The sequence below is a fragment of the Devosia sp. genome (genome assembly GCF_028290645.1).
Lineage (GTDB): Bacteria > Pseudomonadota > Alphaproteobacteria > Rhizobiales > Devosiaceae > Devosia_A.
In genome coordinates this window covers 1-17,253 of record NZ_JAQGJL010000009.1, presented here as the reverse complement: position 1 = coordinate 17,253, position 17,253 = coordinate 1, and the positions used below count along the sequence as shown (strand labels likewise).

Sequence of the window (17,253 nt, the reverse complement as noted above, 5' to 3'; positions counted from 1 at the left end):
GATCGATACCGGCCCCGCAAGCCGCGGCGAGGATGTCGATGGCGACTTTGTGATCCCGGGACTGGTCGAACTCCATACCGACCATTTCGAGAACCACTACCGGCCGCGGCCCGGGGTGACCTGGAATGCCATGGCGGCGCTGCAGAGCCACGATGCGCAGGTGGCCGGCGCCGGCATCACCACGGTGTTCGACGCGGTGCGCATCGGGTCCGACCCCGAAGTGGGCGACATCTCGGACGATGTGCGCGCCATGGTCGAGGCCGTGGCGGCGGCCGATGCGGACGATCGGCTCAGGGCCGATCACCACATCCATCTGCGCTGTGAATTGCCGACGCCGGACGCGGCACAGCATTTCGAGGACCACTGCACCAACCCGATCGTCGGTCTCGCTTCGCTGATGGACCACACGCCGGGGCAGCGGCAGTACACCACGCTCGAGCACTACATCCACTACTACCAGAAGAAGCTGCGCCTCTCCGACGCCGAGATGGCGCGGTTCATCGCCGACCGGCGAGCCGAGCACGACAAGTATGCCGACGAGAATCGTGCCGCGATCCTGAAGCGCGGCCGCGAGATCGGCCTGGCGTTCGCCAGTCATGACGACGCAACCGTGGCGCATGTCGACGAGGCGGTGCGCGACGGGATGAGCATCGCCGAGTTCCCCACCACGATGGACGCGGCCAAGGCATGTCACGGGGCGGGGCTGGCTGTGCTGATGGGGGCGCCCAACGTGGTGCGCGGCAAGTCGCATAACGGCAATATCTCGGCGACGGAGCTGGCCAAGGCGGGCGTGCTTGACGTCCTGAGCTCGGACTATGTGCCGTTCGCGCTGATGTATGCGGCGTTCCTGCTCCCTGAGCGGGCCGACAACATCACCCTGCCCCAGGCCATCGGCATGGTGACGTCGCGGCCGGCTGCGGCGGCCCATCTCGATGATCGCGGCGAGATCGCGGTAGGCAAGCGCGCCGACCTCGTGCGCGTGCGGCGGACCGATCCGGTACCGGTGGTGCGCTCTGTGTGGCGCCAGGGCAAGCGGGTGAGCTGATGAGCAGCGGCGCCCTCGTCCTCGTGGTCGGACCGTCCGGCGCCGGCAAGGACACGCTCATCGGCGCCGCCAAGACGGCACTCGCCGAGGACCTGCGGTTCATTTTCCCCCGCCGCGTGGTGACCCGCACGGCGATGGTGGAACTCGAAGACCACGACAGCGTCGACGTCAACGAATTCAGCCGGCAGAAGCTGCGCGGCGCCTATGCGCTCGACTGGGAGGCGCACGGTCTTTGCTACGGCGTGCCGGCGGCGATCGATGCCGCGATGACGGCCGGCCGGATCGTGGTGGTGAACACCTCGCGCAAGGTTATCGAGCGGGCGACGGAGAAGTATCCCGCCTGCCACGTGCTGCTGGTGTCGGCACGCCCGGAGGTGCGGGCGGCACGGCTGGCCGGCCGAGGCCGGGAGAGCGCGGAGGATGTCGCGGCGCGATTGCAGCGCGAGGGCGCGCCGGTGCCCGAGGGGATCATCCCGACGATCATCGACAATTCGGCGAGCCTCGAGGACGGGATCGCGGGGTTCGTTGCGGCGCTTAAATCCATCGCCGGTTGAACTTCTGCCCGGATTGATGCGTTGCACGTTGCAAGCGTCAACAGGAGGTCCCGGCATGACCCGCAGCTCGCTCTACGTCGTCATCGCCATGCTGGCGGCTATAGCCGTTGGTTTCGGCATCTACATCGCCTTCCAGCAGTCCCAGAAGCCAGCCCTGGAGATCCACGTCGATGAAGGGGGGATCAAGATCGATGGCAATGGTTGATGAATCCGCCCGCACCCAGCTGATCGAGGAAGCGCTGAAGCACGCACTTACCCGCCAGCCGGTGGAGAAGATCGCAGAACTCGACCTCACCAAGCTCGCCGTGGACATCGAGGCAGTGATCGGCATGGTTCCGGTCAACCCACTCGACCCGGAGGGCGACGGCTTGACGAGCTCTGAACTCAACGCGGCGAACGATCTCTGACCGAATTGGCCCGGTCGTTCCGGAACCCCGATCTGAGCCGCTAAGGTCATCGCGGTCAAGACAAAGGGGCCGCCCGTCTGACGCGGGCGACCCCTGATCTTGATCGTCCAGCGGGCCCCGGGGGGTGGCTAGAGCGTGGCGACGCACACCTTGCCGACACCCGAATTCTTGGTGCCGAGCTGGGCGGCGGCCGCCTTGCTGAGGTCGATAATGCGGCCCTTCACGTAGGGACCGCGGTCGTTGATCGTTACCTTGATCGACTTGCCCGTGCGCTGATTAGTGACCTTCACGACAGTGCCGAGGGGGAGAGTCTTGTGGGCGGCGGTCATCGCATTTTCGTTGAACCTCGCGCCCGAGGCCGTTTTCTTGCCGTGAAAGCCCGGTCCATACCAGGATGCCCCACCGCACTGGCCGGCTGCCATAGTACCCGTGACGGAGAGAACGAGACCCGTCACTACTGCTGCAGCGACCATAACGATTTTCTTACTCAACCTTGAACTACTCACGCTTGTTTACGACGGCGGGACAAGGCTTTGGCGGTGTGGCGAGAATATGAACCGAATCTGAACGGAGCACCTCCAAGTGGAACCGTTGCCGGAATGCATCAGTAGCATTACTGATGCATTCAGCCATTTTTGCCATAAATTTCAGCAACTTGCGTAGCCCAGCCAAAAAACTCCGAAGGCATGGCCGGGTGCGACGATTTATTCACCGGGCCTCTGGAACCATTGGCGGTCATGCCCTGCCGTCCGCCTGACCGGGCACTCGGTTTCTCAATTTTGACCAATTGATAAAATTTCGGAGCTGCGTTAGCGTCCACCTCTGGAATGGCTCTAGAGGAGAGGGAGCTGCCGATGAGCGGGGGTATGCTCAAGCAAGGCATCGCACCGGGGCGGCTCGATGCCGGCCAGTACGCACGCAATTTTTCAGACCTGCATCCGGCGCTGGACAAGCATGAAGCGCATGTCGAGGCGGATCGCTGTTATTTCTGCTTCGATGCGCCGTGCATGAACGCCTGCCCGACCTCGATCGACATCCCGATGTTCATCCGGGAGATCTCGACCGACAATCCGCTCGGCGCAGCCGAGACGATCTTCGAGCAGAACATCTTAGGCGGCATGTGCGCCCGGGTCTGCCCCACCGAGCAGCTCTGCGAGGACGCCTGCGTCCGCATGGAGGCCGAGGGGAAGCCCGTGAAGATCGGGCTGCTGCAGCGCTACGCCACCGACATCGCGATGGCAGAGGATGCGCAGTTCTTCACCCGCGCGCCGGAGACGGGCAAGACTGTCGCGGTGGTCGGTGCCGGTCCCGCAGGGCTTGCCGCGGCGCACCGGCTCGCCATGCACGGCCATAGCGTAGTGGTCTATGACGCGCGCCCCAAGGCGGGCGGGCTCAACGAATACGGGATCGCGTCCTACAAGACGCCCAACGGCTTCGCTCAGGCTGAGGTCGACTACATCACCTCGATCGGCGGCATCGAGATCATCCTGGGGCAGGAGCTCGGACGCGACCTGACGCTGGACCGGCTGGTGGAAACGCATGACGCGGTGTTCCTGGGGGTCGGGCTGGGCGGCGTCAATGCGCTGCGCGCCGAAGGCGAGGACGACGGCGCCGACGGGCTCCATGATGCGGTCGACTTCATCGCCGAACTGCGCCAGAGCACCGACCTTTCGGGCCTGCCGGTGGGGCGGCGCGTGGTCGTCATCGGCGGCGGCATGACGGCGATCGATGCCGCGGTGCAATCGAAGCTGCTGGGCGCCGAGGATGTCACGATCTGCTACCGGCGCGGCCAGGAGCACATGAATGCCTCGAGCTTCGAGCAGGACCTCGCCGCCTCGAAGGGCGTCAGCATCCGGCATTGGCTGCAGCCCAAGCGCGTCTTGAGCGTCAACGGCAAGGTGGCCGGCATCGAGCTTGAATATACCGAGCTCAGGGACGGGCGGCTGGTGGGCATGGGTCACCTGCTGACCTTACCGGCGGACCAGGTGTTCAAGGCCATCGGCCAGACGCTTGAAGACGAGACGGCGGCGGGGCTGACGCTCTCCGGCGGCCGGATCGAGACCGATGCCGAAGGCCGCACCTCGCGGGCCGGCGTGTGGGCCGGCGGCGATTGCGTCGCGGCCGGCGACGACCTGACGGTGACCGCGGTGGCGCAGGGGCGTGACGCGGCGGAGTCGATCAACCGGTACCTGAGCGGGAACTGAGGCGAGACTGGAGCGCGCTCAGGAAAAGTGGTCTTCCGGTTTTCCGGTTCGAGCGCGCGACCACAAGGAGGATTTCATGGCTGACATCCGCAACAATTTCGTCGGGATCAAGTCGCCCAATCCGTTCTGGCTGGCCTCGGCGCCGCCGACGGACAAGGCGTATAATGTCGAGCGCGCCTTCAGGGCGGGCTGGGGCGGCGTGGTGTGGAAGACGCTGGGCGAGGAAGGCCCACCGGTGGTCAATGTCAACGGGCCGCGCTACGGCGCGATCTGGGGCGCCGACCGGCGGCTGCTCGGCTTCAACAATATCGAGCTGATCACCGATCGCGACCTGCAGAAGAACCTGCAGGAGATCAAGCAGGTGAAGAAGAACTGGCCGGACCGCGCGGTGGTGGTCTCGATCATGGTGCCATGCGAGGAGGACGCCTGGAAGGCGATCCTGCCGCTGGTGGAAGAGACCGAGGCGGACGGGATCGAGCTCAATTTCGGCTGCCCGCACGGGATGAGCGAACGCGGCATGGGCGCGGCGGTGGGCCAGGTGCCCGAATATGTCGAAATGGTCGTGCGTTGGTGCAAGCAATATAGCCGCATGCCGGTGATCACCAAGCTGACGCCGAACGTCACCGATGTGCGGCGGCCGGCGCGGGCGGCCAAGAACGGCGGTACCGACGCCGTGAGCCTCATCAACACCATCAACTCGATCACCGGCGTCGATCTCGACAATTTCGCGCCGATGCCGACGATCGACGGCAAGGGCACGCATGGCGGCTATTGCGGCCCGGCGGCGAAGCCCATCGCGCTCCACATGGTGGCCGAGATCGCCCGGGACTCGGAGACCTACGGGCTGCCGATCTCGGGGATCGGCGGTATCACCACCTGGCGCGACGCGGCCGAGTTCATGGCGCTCGGCGCGGGGAACGTCCAGGTCTGCACCGCGGCGATGGTCTATGGCTTCAAGATCGTCGAGGAGATGATCTCGGGGCTCAGCAACTGGATGGACGAGAAGGGCCACCGGACGCTCGACGACATCACCGGGCGCGCGGTGCGAAACGTCACCGACTGGCAGTACCTCAACCTCAAATACCTCACCAAGGCGCGGATCGACCAGGAGAAATGCAGTTCCTGTGGCCGCTGCCACATTGCCTGCGAGGACACCTCGCACCAGGCGATCATGAAGGAGAAGGACGGCAAGCGCCATTTCGAGGTGATGGACGACGAGTGCGTCGGCTGTAACCTCTGCGTCAATGTCTGCCCGGTGGAGGACTGCATCACCATGATCGCGCTCGAGCCGGGGATGCTGGACGAGCGGACCAGGAAGGTGGTCGGGCCGACCTACGCCAACTGGACCACGCACCCGAACAATCCGATGCGGAAGTCGGTCGAGCCTGCGGAGTGATGCCCTTCTCAGGAGCCGGCGGTCCCCGACACCCCACCCCCTATTCCCTCCCCCAAAAGAATGGGGAGGGAGACCGCCCGCATCGACCCTGGCTGTCCGTTTCAGTCTGCCCCTCCGACCAATTGCCGCCCCCCCGCTTAACCCGCCGTCAACCATCTCTCGATAGCCCGGACGCGGCGCTAAGGATTGGCAAAGGCCCTCCCCGCTAGCCTCGCGCCAAGTGGGGAAATGTAGATGACGCAACGTGGTTCAAAGGTTCGGCCGGTCGATGCTGTGGGGGACGACCTGCCGCTGCCCGATCCGCGCCGGCTGATGATCATCAGCGTGATATCCGTCGTCGCCCTCTTCGTATCTGTCATCGTCGTTGTCTTCTACTCCGTGCAGTCGATCGACCGGGCCGGCATTGCCGGAGAGATCGAACGGGCCGGCGTGGCGCTGCAGGTGGTTGGTGAGGACCCGGTTGCGGCAGAGCGGCTGCGGAGCGAGTTCCTGCTGGCGGGAGCGCATTTCGCGGCGCCCGGGACACTCAGCGACAGCGAGGTGTCGGTGCCGGTTCCCGGTCGTCACGATCAGGTCCTTGCCTGGACGCCAGTCAGAATCGGGACTGCCCTGTTCCTGCATCTCGCGCCGCTGCGGGTCGGTGCCTGTGCGCTCTTTCTGTTCGGCATCGCGCTGGCCTTGCGCCGGCTCTACGACCTGACGCGCGAACTCGAGCGGCGGCGCCGCGATGCACAGGACCTCGCCGCGCGCGACTCGCTGACCGGGCTCGCCAACCGGCTCGCGTTCGACGAGTGGCTCGGCCGCGCCGCGGGTGATCCGATCGCCGAAGTGGGCCTGCTCTATCTCGATCTCGACAACTTCAAGCAGATCAACGACAGCCTCGGCCACGGAGCCGGCGACGAACTCCTGAAGGTCGTCGCTAGCCGCCTCTCCGGCCTTGCGAAGCCCGAGGACCTGGTGGCCCGGATCGGAGGCGACGAGTTTGCCGTGGTCCGAAAGGGACCGCAGTCGCGCGCCGAACTGGCCGAACTGGCGGCCGATATCGGCGCGGCACTGAGCGAGCCGATCCGCCTCGGAATCAACGACCTGGCCATCGGTGCGAGCGTCGGCATCGCCACCGGGCGGGCCAGCGACAAGCATCTCATCGATGCCGCCGATGCTGCGCTCTACCGCGCCAAGGCGCTTCCCGGCCACGCCTTCGTCTTCGCGGACGCCGCGCCGCTCAACCAGGCGGCATAGTCGGCGCGAACCTGCTCCAGTCGTTATTTCCGGGGATCGTGTCGATTCCGGCCTGTCGGGCGCGTCGTAGTGCTGTAACTGCTAGCGCGGATCCGAGGGGAGTTTCTGCATGTTCTCGACGTTGTTCATTCTCGCCCACCTGCTGTTGGGCGGCGCCTTCGTCATCTTCGGCATCCGCAACGTCAACGGCGTGCCGCGGCTGGCCGCGGCGCTCGAGGGCCGGAAGATCGCGCAGCCAGAGACCGCGGCGCGGATCGGCGTGGGCCTGCAGATCGCCGGCGGCGCGTTGACCGCGCTGGCGCCGTTCGTGCCGTTTGCCGGCGTGATCGGCGGGTTGGCGATGATCGTGTTCCTCATTCTCGCGACGGTGCTGTTCCACCCGTTCTGGGAGTATTCCGGCGACGAGCAGACGCCTCATCTCAATGCCTTCATCATGAATAGCGGGCTCACCGGCGCGTTCCTGCTCGTCCTCGCCCACGCAATCTGACATGGCGGAGACTGGCGCCGAGGTCGAGGGCCGGGCCGACGGGCGACAGCGCGTGCTGTCGCACCTCGCCATGCTGCTGTTCGCGGCGCTGATCGCCGGCTCGTTCACGTTCGGGGCGCTGACGGTGCCCTATATCCACGCGGTGCCGCTCAATGCGCTGCGCTTCGTGCTTGCGGCGCTGCTGATGGGGCTCGCCGCCTTCGGGGTGGCGCGGAAGCCGTTCCGGTTCCCCGTGGCGCCGTGGCGGTTCGGGATCAACGGCTTCCTCACTGCAGTCTATTTCGTCACCATGTTCATCGCCCTGACGATGACGCAGCCGGTGGCGACCAGCGCGGTCTATACGCTGGTGCCGCTAATGACGGCGGTGACGGCGTATTTCATCGTCGGGCAGCGCTCGGGCGCGGCGGTGCTGATCAGCCTCGTCCTCGCCGGGCTCGGGGCGATCTGGGTGATCTTCCGCGGCGATGTCGATGCCTTGATGCGCTTCGATATCGGCCAGGGCGAGGTGATCTACTTCGTCGGCTGCGTGGCCTATGCCATCTACACGCCGCTGATCCGGCGCTTCAACCGGGGCGAGCCGGCGATGGTGCTGAGCTTCTGGACCATGCTGGCGACTGCGCTCTGGCTCGTCGCCTACGGGCTGGCCGACATCGTCGCGACGGACTGGACGCACCTGCCGGCCCTGGTCTGGTGGGTGGTGCTCTATCTCGCCATCGGCCCGACGGCGGTGTGCTTCTTCCTCATCCAGTTCGCCTCGGCGCACCTGCCCGCGGCCAAGGTGATCGCCTATGGGTATCTCGTGCCGGCCTTCGTCATTGTGCTGGAAGGGCTCGCGGGACATGGCTGGGCGAGCCTGAGCGTTGCCGCCGGAGCGCTCGTCACCGTGCTCGGACTGCTGGTTCTGGCGGCGCTGAAGGAACGCTAACGCTGCTATTTCGGCAGCAGGCCGTGGAGGAACAGGTTCTCGAGGAACCGCGCCGCATCCTCGAAACGGCCGTCGCCGCCGCGGTCGCGGCCGAGCACGGCACGCACCTGGACGTCGAAATCGGCGTAGTGCTGGGTGGTGGCCCAGATCGAGAAGATCAGGTGGTAGGGGTCGGTGCGGACGATCTTGCCGGCGGTCATCCAGGTCTCGATCACCCTGACCTTCTCGTCGACCAGGGCCTTGAGGTCGCCCTGCAGCACATCGAGCACGCGGGGGCCGCCCTGCAGCATCTCGTTGGCGAAGAGCCGGCTCTGGCGCGGGTAATCGCGGCTCATCTCGAGCTTGCGCCTGAGGTAGGAGCGAAGTTCGGGCACCGGGTCGCCGACCGAATCGATCTCGCGCAGCGGCTGCAGCCAGACATCGAGCATCGAGGTCATCAGCCGCTTGTAGATCTCCTCCTTGCGGGGGAAATAGTAGAGCAGGTTGGGCTTCGACATCCCCGCCGCCTCGGCGATCTGGTCGATGGTGGCGCCGCGGAATCCCTCGCGGCTGAACACGTCGAGCGCCGCCTCGAGGATCACTTCCTGCTTCTCGCGCTGGATGCGTGTCTGCGCTCTCGGCTTCCTTGACGGCGCCGCCTTTGCGCCCCCTTTGCCGCCCTCGGTCTCCAGCATTTTCACCTTGATCGGCGGCATGGGAGTGATAACGTTTTTTCCAACTGGTCAAATTTCTGGATAAGTCATCCAAAGGTCAAGCGACAAATCTGTTTGACCGGACAACTCAGCAAAATCGCCTCTCAGGGAGTCTCCAAGGTGTCCGACCGCCGCAATGTCACGCCGAACGATCTGAGCGCGTTCTGGATGCCGTTCACCGCCAACCGGCAATTCAAGCAGGCGCCCCGTATGTTCGTCCGCGCCAAGGACATGCACTATACCACTTCCGACGGACGCGAAGTGCTCGACGGCACGGCGGGCCTGTGGTGCGTGAACGCCGGCCATTGCCGCCCCAAGATCGTCGAGGCGATCGCGACGCAGGCCGGCGAGATGGACTATGCGCCGGCCTTCCAGATGGGCCATCCCAAGGCGTTCGAGCTGGCCAATGCGCTGGTCTCGATCGCGCCCGAGGGCCTTAACCACGTGCTTTACACCAACTCCGGCTCGGAGTCGGTGGAGACGGCGCTGAAGGTGGCCCTGGCCTATCACCGGGTGAAGGGCGAGGGCGCGCGGTTCCGGCTGATTGGCCGTGAGCGCGGCTATCACGGGGTGAATTTCGGCGGCATCTCGGTGGGCGGGATCGTCACCAATCGCAAGATGTTCGGCACGCTTTTGACCGGCGTCGACCACATGCCGCACACCCATACGCCCGGCAAGAACCAGTTCACCCGCGGCGAGCGCGAGGAAGGGGCAACGGACCTCCTTGCCGAACTCGAGAGCATCGTGACGCAGCACGACGCCTCGACCATCGCGGCGGTGATCGTCGAGCCGGTGGCCGGGTCGACGGGCGTCCTGATCCCGCCCAAGGGCTACCTCACCAAGCTCCGCGAGATCACCAAGAAGCACGGCATCCTCTTGATCTTCGACGAAGTGATCACCGGGTTCGGCCGGGTCGGCACGCCGTTCGCGGCGGACTATTTCGGCGTCACGCCGGACATGATCGTGTGCGCCAAGGGGCTCACCAACGGCACCATCCCGATGGGCGCGGTGCTCGTCACCTCGGAGATCCATGACGCGTTCATGCAGGGTCCCGAGCACATGATCGAGTTCTTCCATGGGTACACCTACTCGGGGAACCCGGTGGCCTCTGCCGCCGGCCTTGCGACGCTCGAGACCTACAAGGACGAGGGGCTGCTGACCCGCGGCGCGGAGCTGGCGCCCTACTGGGAGGATGCGCTCCATTCGCTGAAGGGCCTGCCGCATGTCATCGACATCCGCAATCTCGGCTTGATCGGAGCGGTGGAACTGGAGCCGATCCCGGGTGCGCCGACCAAGCGCGCCTTCTCGGCCTTCCTCAAGGCCTATGAGGCGGGCATCCTGATCCGCACCACGGGCGACATCATCGCGATGAGCCCGCCGCTAATCATCTCGAAGGGGCAGATCGACGAGCTGATCGGAACACTGGGCGGCATCCTGAAGACGCTTGAGTAGAATGGAACGAATGTTCTATGTCGCTACCCATGGAATGAACGTTCCACACTCAACGGGCGGAGGTCTGTGATGCAGACGATACAGAATGCCATCGGCGGGAAGCTGGTCACCAGCGCGAGCACGCGTACGCAGCCGGTGTTCAACCCGGCCACCGGCGAGGCGATCGCGACGCTGCCGCTGTCGACGCTGGACGAGATCAATGCCGCCGTTGCCGCGGCGAAGCAGGCCCTGCCCGCGTGGGCCAATACCCCGCCGATGAAGCGGGCGCGGGTGATGTTCAAGTTCAAGGAGCTGCTCGAAAAGCACGCCGACGAGCTGGCCGAGCACATCTCGCGCGAGCACGGCAAGGTGCATGACGATGCGCTGGGGGAACTGGCGCGCGGCATCGACTGTGTCGATTTCGCCTGCGGCATCCCGCACCTATTGAAGGGCGAGTTCAGCCGCAATGTCGGCCCCTCGATCGATAGCTATTCCGACCGGCAGGCGCTGGGCGTCGTCGCCGGGATCACGCCGTTCAACTTCCCCGCCATGGTGCCGATGTGGATGTATCCGCTGGCGATTGCCTGCGGGAATACCTTCATCCTCAAGCCCTCGGAGCGCGACCCGTCGGCGCCGATGTTCGCCTGGCAGCTGTTCATGGATGCAGGGCTGCCCGAGGGCGTGCTCAACGTCATCCACGGCGACAAGGAAGCGGTCGACGCCATCCTCGACCACCCCGACATCAAGGCGGTGAGCTTCGTCGGCTCGACGCCGATCGCCGAGTACGTCTACCGGCGCGGCACGCAGGCCGGCAAGCGCGTGCAGGCCCTGGGCGGCGCCAAGAACCACATGATCGTCATGCCGGATGCCGACATGGACCAGGCGGCCGATGCGCTGATGGGCGCGGGCTACGGTTCGGCCGGCGAGCGCTGCATGGCGATCTCGGTGGCGGTACCGGTGGGCGACAGCACCGCCGATGCGCTGGTGGCAAAACTGAAGCCGCGCGTCGAGGCTCTGAAGATCGGCCCCGCGACCGACAAGGACGCGCAGATGGGTCCGATCGTTTCGAAGGCGCAGCGCGACAAGATCGTCGGCTATATCGATGCTGGCGTCGATGCCGGCGCGGAACTGGTGGTCGATGGCCGCGGCTTCACGCTGCAGGGCTACGAGAATGGCTTCTTCGTCGGCGGCACGCTGTTCGACCATGTGAAGCCGGACATGAAGATCTATCGCGAGGAGATTTTCGGGCCGGTGCTGTCGGTGGTGCGCGCCGGCACCTACCAGGACGCGGTCGACCTGATCCACGGGCACGAATACGCCAACGGCACGGCGATCTTCACCCGCGACGGCGACGCGGCACGCGACTTTGCCGACAGGATCGAAGTGGGGATGGTGGGCATCAACGTGCCGATCCCGGTGCCGGTGGCCTATCACAGCTTCGGCGGCTGGAAGCGGAGCCTGTTCGGGGATCACTCGATCTATGGGCCGGAGGGGGTGCACTTCTATACACGGCTCAAGACCGTGACCACGCGCTGGCCGGCGGGCATCAAGAGCGGCGCGGAATTTACGTTTCCGAGCATGAAGTAGGCGATGGCAGGTAGCGCAGGCATTGCTGGACTGCCCCTCACCCCAGCCCTCTCCCCAGAGGGGAGAGGGGGCGATGGAGCACCGGCTGTGCAAGGCGCGTCCCCTCTCCCCTCTGGGGAGAGGGTCAGGGTGAGGGGGAGTCACGGCGAAGCCCGGATACGAGACAGGGCCCGCTCACTCCGCTCCGATCCAACCGATGCAGAGAAGCGCATGTGGTCTCGCCTGCGGGACCGCCGCCTCGAAGGACTGAAGTTCGTCCGCCAATATGCGATTGGCCCGTACTTCGCTGACTTTGTCTGTCGCGAGGCCATGCTGGTGGTCGAGCTCGACGGCGGGCAACATGACGAGTCCCGACAGGACGAAAGGCGCACGCGCTATCTCAACGAACAGGGCTACTCGGTCCTTCGATTCTGGAACAATGACGTCCTGGGCAACACTGACGGCGTGGTGGAAGCACTGCTGCTGACGCTTCGCAACTGCCCCTCACCCGACTGGCGCTTCGCGCCAGCCACCCTCTCCCCAGCGGGGAGAGGGGACGCCGGGGCACCATCGCGCCACACTGCCCCCTCACCCCGCCGGGGAGAGGGCTGGGGTGAGGGGCAGTTCAAACCCATAGAGCAAGAGTAAGCGCATGCCCGCTCCCGGCGAAAACCTTCGTATCGACCCCGAGCGCCTGTGGAGCTCCATTCACGAGATGGCCGAGATCGGGCCGGGGGTGGCGGGGGGCAATAACCGGCAGACCGTCACTGACGACGACGCCAAGGGCCGCGCGCTGTTCAAGCGCTGGTGCGAGGCAGCGGGGCTCGACATGGGGCTCGACCAAATGGGCACCATGTTCGCGCGGCGCGAGGGCGCGGAGCCGGGGCTCGATCCGGTTTATGTGGGGAGCCATCTCGATACGCAGCCGACGGGCGGGCGCTATGACGGGGTGCTCGGGGTGCTGGGGGGTCTCGAGGTGATCCGCACGCTCAACGACCTCGAAATCCAGACCCGGCGACCGATAGTGGTGGTCAACTGGACCAATGAGGAAGGGGCCCGGTTCGCTCCGGCGATGATGGCGTCCGGGGTGTTCGCCGGGGTGCTGGACCAGGCCGACGTCTACGCGCACAAGGACAAGGACGGCAAAAGCTTCGGCGACGAGCTTGAGCGCATCGGCTGGAGGGGAGACGAGACGGTAGGCGCCCGGAAGATTCATGCCTACTACGAGCTCCATATCGAGCAGGGTCCGATCCTCGAGGACGAGAACATCGATATCGGCGTGGTGACGCACGGCCAGGGGCTGAAGTGGCTGCAGGTCACGCTCACCGGCAAGGAAGCGCATACCGGGTCGACCCCGATGCCGAAGCGGCGCAATGCCAGCCTCGGGATGGCGCGGGTGATCGAGCTCGTGCACGAAGTGGCGATGGACTATCAGCCGAGCGCCGTGGGGGCGGTGGGACACATCGAGGTCTACCCGAACTCGCGCAACATCATCGCCGGCAAGGCGGTGTTCACCATCGACATTCGCTCGCCGAACAAGGACGTGCTGGACGAGATGGGCGCCCGCATCCAGGACGGCATCCACACCATCGCCGAGGCGCTGGATATTTCGGCCGAGGTGGAACAGGTCGGGCATTTCGACCCGGTGGCGTTCGACAAGGTGCTGGTGGGGAACGTCCGGGCGGCGGCGAAGGAACTGGGCTACTCCTATCGCGACATCGTTTCGGGGGCCGGACATGACGCGTGCTGGATCAACCGGGTGGCGCCGGCGGCAATGATCATGTGCCCGTGCGTGGACGGGCTTTCGCATAATGAGGCGGAGAGCATCACCAAGGAATGGGCGGCGGCGGGGACGGATGTACTGCTGCGGGCGGTGCTGGAGACGGCGGAGATTGTTTCCTAGGCGTCACCGCCAGCTCTCCTTGGGGAGAGCCAATTGAACAAAGTCAGGGACCGAGCATGACCAGCAAAATCATCAAGAACGGCACCGTCGTCACCGCCGATCTCACCTATGCCGCCGATGTCCGCGTCGAGGACGGCAAGATCACCGAGATCGGGCAGAACCTGAGCGGTGGCGAAATCCTCGATGCCTCCGGCTGCTACGTGATGCCCGGCGGGATCGACCCGCATACGCATCTCGAGATGCCGTTCATGGGCACCTACTCGACCGATGATTTCGAGTCCGGGACGCGCGCGGCGCTCTCGGGCGGCACCACGATGGTGGTGGATTTCTGCCTGCCCAATCCGAACCAGTCGCTGCTCGAAGCGCTGCAGATGTGGGACAACAAGACCTCCAAAGCCAGCTGCGACTACTCGTTCCACATGGCGATCACCTGGTGGGGCGAACAGGTGTTCAACGAGATGGCCGATGTGGTCGATCGCGGCATCACTTCATTCAAGCATTTCATGGCCTACAAGGGCGCGCTGATGGTGGACGACGATGAGATGTTCTCGTCGTTCCAGCGTTGCGCCGACCTTGGCGCCCTGCCGCTCGTTCATGCCGAGAATGGCGACGTGGTGGCGCAGATGACGGCCAAGCTCCTCGCAGACGGCAATAACGGGCCGGAGGCGCATGCCTATTCGCGGCCGCCGGAAGTCGAGGGCGAGGCGACCAACCGGGCGATCATGATCGCCGACATGGCGGGGGTGCCGGTCTATATCGTGCACACGTCCTGCGAACAGGCGCATGAGGCGATCCGCCGGGCGCGGCAGAAGGGGATGCGGGTCTATGGCGAGCCGCTGATCCAGCACCTGGTGCTCGACGAGACCGAGTATTTCAACCGCGACTGGGACTACGCGGCGCGCCGGGTGATGAGCCCGCCGTTCCGCAACAAGCAGCACCAGGATTCGCTCTGGGCCGGGCTGCAGTCGGGCTCGCTGCAGGTGGTGGCGACCGATCACTGTGCCTTCACCACGGCGCAAAAGCGGAACGGGATCGGCAATTTTGCCAAGATCCCGAACGGCACGGGCGGGCTCGAGGACCGGATGCCAGTGCTGTGGACCAAGGGGGTCAAGACCGGCCGGCTGACGATGAACGAGTTCGTCGCCGTGACCTCGACCAATATCGCCAAGATTCTCAACCTCTACCCGAAGAAGGGCGCGATCCTCGTGGGCGCGGATGCCGATCTCGTGGTGTGGGACCCCAAGCGGAAGAAGACCATCACGGCGGCGAAGCAGCAGTCGGCGATCGACTACAACGTGTTCGAGGGGATCGAGGTCGAGGGGCTGCCGCGGTTCACGCTGACGCGCGGGCATGTGGCGATCGTCGAGGACGAAATCCGCACCGAGCAGGGGCATGGCCAGTTCGTCGCCCGCGAGGCGAAGAACCCGGTCAACCGCGCGCTGTCGACGTGGAAGGACATCACTGCGCCGCGCAAGGTCGAGCGCACCGGCATGCCGGCGACGGGGGTGTGAGGGTTTGACGGACGGGGGTAAATCGCAGAGCGTGGTCGAGGCCAAGGGTCTCGGCCTCACCTTTCACACCGACGACGGCGATGTGATCGCGCTGAGCGACGTCAATCTCAGCATCAATCGCGGGGAGTTCGTCTCGTTCATCGGGCCATCGGGCTGCGGCAAGACGACATTGCTGCGGGTCATCGCCGATCTCGAGCAGCCGACTTCGGGAACGATCACCATCAACGGCACCACGCCGGCGGATGCGCGGATCAACCGCGCCTATGGCTATGTGTTCCAGGCGCCGGCGCTGGTCCCGTGGCGGACGATCGACAGGAACGTCGCGCTGCCGCTCGAGATCATGGGGTATGGCGAGGCGGAGCGGCGGGCGCGCATTCAGAAGACGTTGGAACTCGTTAATCTCGAGGGCTTCGAGAAGAAGTTTCCGTGGCAACTTTCGGGCGGCATGCAGCAGCGGGCGTCGATCGCGCGGGCGCTGGCCTTCGACGCAGACCTGTTGCTGATGGACGAGCCGTTCGGCGCGCTCGACGAGATCGTCCGCGACCATCTCAACTCGGAGCTGCTAAAGCTCTGGGCGGCCACGCAAAAAACCATCGCCTTCGTCACCCACTCGATCCCGGAGGCGGTGTATCTCTCCACCAAGATCGTGGTGATGAGCCCGCGCCCGGGCCGCGTGACCGACATCATCGAGAGCCCCCTGCCCCACGACCGCCCGCTCGAAATCCGCGAGACGCCGGAGTTCCTGGCCATCGCCCACCGGGTCCGCGAGGGGCTCAGGGCGGGGCATTCATATGAGGTCTAGCACAATGAAGGAGGGGACGATGAAGGTATCGAGACTGCTCCCGGTGGCCGGGCTCGTCATTGCCACAATCGGATTTTCGAGCGGCGCCGAAGCGGCCTGCACGTTCACGGGCAAGGGCAGCGCCTGCAAGGGTGGGCTCTCCGCCATGGCGAGGCTGGTGACCGATCCCGACTGGCGGGCCAAGTGGAATACTTCGGTCGAGACCACGCCGGTCCTGACGGGCAGCGACAAACTGGGCAACGGCGACAAGGGAACGCTGCTGACATTCGTCAGCGCTGAAAAGGCTGGGATGCTGGAGCTCAAGTGCGACTTGAAGGTCAAGCTGCCCGACGGGAAAGTAGAACAGCACCGACCTCAACTCTGCTTCAAGGGCGAGGTCGTCGCGGGCAACATCTACCTGACCGGGATGGAGATCGGACTCGAGGGCGACGGCGAGCCGGGTAAGGCCGAATTCACGGTCGGCGTGGTCCATGCCAGGAACGGCACACGGTTACCGCTGAAGACGATCGTCGAGTTCACCAAGTGAAGAATGTCGCGCCCATTCTGACGATGGTCGCGGCGCTGATTGTCGTCTGGTACGTGGCGGCGATCCTGATGAACTGGTCGGGGGTTTCGGACTTCTACCAGCGGACCGATGTCACTGGCGTCGGCTTCACGCAGCAGCTCAACGATGTGCTGAATGCCGACAAGCCGCTGCTGCCGGCGCCGCACCAGATCATTGCCGAGTTCTGGAAGACCACTGTGGACCAAGCGGTCACGTCCAAGCGCAGCCTCGTCTACCACGCCTGGATCACGCTCTCGGCGACATTGCTGGGGTTCGGGATGGGGACACTGTTCGGGATCGGGCTGGCGGTGTTCATCGTCCATAACCAGGCGATGGACCGCTCGCTGATGCCGTGGATCATTGCCAGCCAAACGATTCCGATCCTCGCGATTGCGCCGATGGTGATCGTGGTGCTGAACGCGGTTGGAGTGTCGGGGCTGATCCCGAAGGCGCTGATCTCGACGTACCTGAGTTTCTTCCCGGTGGTCGTGGGGATGGTGAAGGGGTTTCGGAGCCCTGAGCAGATCCAGCTCGACCTGATGCGGAC

At 65.2% G+C, this 17,253-nt stretch carries 19 protein-coding genes; 17 read left to right on the top strand and 2 right to left on the bottom strand.

Features of this window, described 5'->3' with window-relative positions; genetic code table 11:
- From JWQ89_RS00625 to JWQ89_RS00610, 4 genes are all read left to right on the top strand, one after another.
- Window positions 1-1,045 (top strand): alpha-D-ribose 1-methylphosphonate 5-triphosphate diphosphatase (locus tag JWQ89_RS00625; RefSeq protein WP_299637513.1); only part of this gene is annotated, 1,045 nt, incomplete at its 5' end.
- Window positions 1,045-1,599: a phosphonate metabolism protein/1,5-bisphosphokinase (PRPP-forming) PhnN gene (gene phnN, locus JWQ89_RS00620; protein WP_299637511.1), complete on the top strand. Its 555-nt coding sequence runs from the start codon at window positions 1,045-1,047 to the stop codon at window positions 1,597-1,599. The genes JWQ89_RS00625 and phnN, both read left to right, overlap by 1 nt.
- A gap of 55 nt (window positions 1,600-1,654) precedes the next feature.
- Window positions 1,655-1,804: a hypothetical protein gene (locus JWQ89_RS00615; RefSeq protein ID WP_299637510.1), complete on the top strand. Its 150-nt coding sequence runs from the start codon at window positions 1,655-1,657 to the stop codon at window positions 1,802-1,804.
- Window positions 1,797-2,006 carry a hypothetical protein gene (locus JWQ89_RS00610; RefSeq protein WP_299637509.1) on the top strand — a complete coding sequence of 70 codons (210 nt, stop codon included), beginning with the start codon at window positions 1,797-1,799 and terminating at the stop codon, window positions 2,004-2,006. Before JWQ89_RS00615 ends, JWQ89_RS00610 begins: the two co-directional genes overlap by 8 nt.
- Window positions 2,007-2,134: 128 nt before the next feature.
- On the opposite strand, the gene JWQ89_RS00605 is transcribed toward JWQ89_RS00610, so the two are convergent.
- The gene (locus tag JWQ89_RS00605) at window positions 2,135-2,428 is read right to left on the bottom strand and encodes a septal ring lytic transglycosylase RlpA family protein (protein WP_366143955.1); all 294 of its coding nucleotides are present in this window, start codon (window positions 2,426-2,428) and stop codon (window positions 2,135-2,137) included.
- A gap of 432 nt (window positions 2,429-2,860) precedes the next feature.
- Here JWQ89_RS00605 and JWQ89_RS00600 point away from each other — a divergent pair, with 432 nt between their 5' ends.
- From JWQ89_RS00600 to JWQ89_RS00580, 5 genes are all read left to right on the top strand, one after another.
- A complete protein-coding gene (locus JWQ89_RS00600; RefSeq protein ID WP_299637508.1) occupies window positions 2,861-4,210 on the top strand; it encodes an NAD(P)-dependent oxidoreductase in 1,350 nt (449 codons plus the stop codon).
- Between the two features lie 76 nt (window positions 4,211-4,286).
- Window positions 4,287-5,606 carry an NAD-dependent dihydropyrimidine dehydrogenase subunit PreA gene (gene preA / locus JWQ89_RS00595; RefSeq protein ID WP_299637507.1) on the top strand — a complete coding sequence of 440 codons (1,320 nt, stop codon included), beginning with the start codon at window positions 4,287-4,289 and terminating at the stop codon, window positions 5,604-5,606.
- A gap of 234 nt (window positions 5,607-5,840) precedes the next feature.
- Window positions 5,841-6,845: a GGDEF domain-containing protein gene (locus JWQ89_RS00590; protein ID WP_299637506.1), complete on the top strand. Its 1,005-nt coding sequence runs from the start codon at window positions 5,841-5,843 to the stop codon at window positions 6,843-6,845.
- A 109-nt stretch (window positions 6,846-6,954) separates the two neighbouring features.
- Entirely contained in the window at window positions 6,955-7,332 is a 378-nt protein-coding gene (locus JWQ89_RS00585; RefSeq protein ID WP_299637505.1) for a hypothetical protein, read from the top strand.
- Between the two features lies 1 nt (window position 7,333).
- Window positions 7,334-8,257: a DMT family transporter gene (locus JWQ89_RS00580; protein WP_299637503.1), complete on the top strand. Its 924-nt coding sequence runs from the start codon at window positions 7,334-7,336 to the stop codon at window positions 8,255-8,257.
- 5 nt (window positions 8,258-8,262) lie between these two features.
- Here JWQ89_RS00580 and JWQ89_RS00575 read toward each other — a convergent pair whose 3' ends face one another.
- On the bottom strand, window positions 8,263-8,931 hold the full coding sequence (locus tag JWQ89_RS00575) for a TetR family transcriptional regulator C-terminal domain-containing protein (RefSeq protein ID WP_299637517.1): 669 nt from the start codon (window positions 8,929-8,931) through the stop codon (window positions 8,263-8,265).
- A gap of 138 nt (window positions 8,932-9,069) precedes the next feature.
- Between JWQ89_RS00575 and JWQ89_RS00570 the strand changes: the two genes are divergently transcribed.
- From JWQ89_RS00570 to JWQ89_RS00535, 8 genes are all read left to right on the top strand, one after another.
- Window positions 9,070-10,401, top strand: a complete 1,332-nt coding sequence (locus tag JWQ89_RS00570; protein WP_299637501.1) for an aspartate aminotransferase family protein — start codon at window positions 9,070-9,072, stop codon at window positions 10,399-10,401.
- A 69-nt stretch (window positions 10,402-10,470) separates the two neighbouring features.
- Complete coding sequence (locus JWQ89_RS00565; RefSeq protein ID WP_299637499.1) at window positions 10,471-11,967, top strand: CoA-acylating methylmalonate-semialdehyde dehydrogenase; 1,497 nt, start codon at window positions 10,471-10,473, stop codon at window positions 11,965-11,967.
- Window positions 11,968-11,970: 3 nt separating this feature from the next.
- Window positions 11,971-12,594, top strand: coding sequence for an endonuclease domain-containing protein (locus tag JWQ89_RS00560; RefSeq protein WP_299637497.1), 624 nt, complete (start codon window positions 11,971-11,973; stop codon window positions 12,592-12,594).
- Window positions 12,595-12,598: 4 nt separating this feature from the next.
- On the top strand, window positions 12,599-13,849 hold the full coding sequence (locus JWQ89_RS00555) for a Zn-dependent hydrolase (protein WP_299637495.1): 1,251 nt from the start codon (window positions 12,599-12,601) through the stop codon (window positions 13,847-13,849).
- 56 nt (window positions 13,850-13,905) lie between these two features.
- The gene (gene hydA, locus JWQ89_RS00550; RefSeq protein ID WP_299637493.1) at window positions 13,906-15,360 is read left to right on the top strand and encodes a dihydropyrimidinase; all 1,455 of its coding nucleotides are present in this window, start codon (window positions 13,906-13,908) and stop codon (window positions 15,358-15,360) included.
- A 4-nt stretch (window positions 15,361-15,364) separates the two neighbouring features.
- Window positions 15,365-16,162: an ABC transporter ATP-binding protein gene (locus JWQ89_RS00545; protein WP_299637491.1), complete on the top strand. Its 798-nt coding sequence runs from the start codon at window positions 15,365-15,367 to the stop codon at window positions 16,160-16,162.
- 19 nt (window positions 16,163-16,181) lie between these two features.
- Window positions 16,182-16,688: a hypothetical protein gene (locus tag JWQ89_RS00540; RefSeq protein WP_299637490.1), complete on the top strand. Its 507-nt coding sequence runs from the start codon at window positions 16,182-16,184 to the stop codon at window positions 16,686-16,688.
- Between the two features lie 23 nt (window positions 16,689-16,711).
- The coding region (locus JWQ89_RS00535) for an ABC transporter permease subunit (RefSeq protein WP_299637515.1) at window positions 16,712-17,253 on the top strand (542 nt) is incomplete at its 3' end.

Coding starts and splice junctions, on each gene's coding strand:
- hydA (WP_299637493.1), top strand. CDS start 13,906: ATGACCAGCAAAATCATCAAGAACGGCACCGTCGTCACCGCCGATCTC.
- JWQ89_RS00580 (WP_299637503.1), top strand. CDS start 7,334: ATGGCGGAGACTGGCGCCGAGGTCGAGGGCCGGGCCGACGGGCGACAG.
- JWQ89_RS00605 (WP_366143955.1), bottom strand. CDS start 2,428: ATGGCAGCCGGCCAGTGCGGTGGGGCATCCTGGTATGGACCGGGCTTT.
- JWQ89_RS00615 (WP_299637510.1), top strand. CDS start 1,655: ATGACCCGCAGCTCGCTCTACGTCGTCATCGCCATGCTGGCGGCTATA.
- JWQ89_RS00560 (WP_299637497.1), top strand. CDS start 11,971: ATGGCAGGTAGCGCAGGCATTGCTGGACTGCCCCTCACCCCAGCCCTC.
- JWQ89_RS00575 (WP_299637517.1), bottom strand. CDS start 8,931: ATGCTGGAGACCGAGGGCGGCAAAGGGGGCGCAAAGGCGGCGCCGTCA.
- JWQ89_RS00590 (WP_299637506.1), top strand. CDS start 5,841: ATGACGCAACGTGGTTCAAAGGTTCGGCCGGTCGATGCTGTGGGGGAC.
- JWQ89_RS00540 (WP_299637490.1), top strand. CDS start 16,182: ATGAAGGTATCGAGACTGCTCCCGGTGGCCGGGCTCGTCATTGCCACA.
- JWQ89_RS00565 (WP_299637499.1), top strand. CDS start 10,471: ATGCAGACGATACAGAATGCCATCGGCGGGAAGCTGGTCACCAGCGCG.
- JWQ89_RS00610 (WP_299637509.1), top strand. CDS start 1,797: ATGGTTGATGAATCCGCCCGCACCCAGCTGATCGAGGAAGCGCTGAAG.
- JWQ89_RS00600 (WP_299637508.1), top strand. CDS start 2,861: ATGAGCGGGGGTATGCTCAAGCAAGGCATCGCACCGGGGCGGCTCGAT.
- JWQ89_RS00555 (WP_299637495.1), top strand. CDS start 12,599: ATGCCCGCTCCCGGCGAAAACCTTCGTATCGACCCCGAGCGCCTGTGG.
- phnN (WP_299637511.1), top strand. CDS start 1,045: ATGAGCAGCGGCGCCCTCGTCCTCGTGGTCGGACCGTCCGGCGCCGGC.
- preA (WP_299637507.1), top strand. CDS start 4,287: ATGGCTGACATCCGCAACAATTTCGTCGGGATCAAGTCGCCCAATCCG.
- JWQ89_RS00585 (WP_299637505.1), top strand. CDS start 6,955: ATGTTCTCGACGTTGTTCATTCTCGCCCACCTGCTGTTGGGCGGCGCC.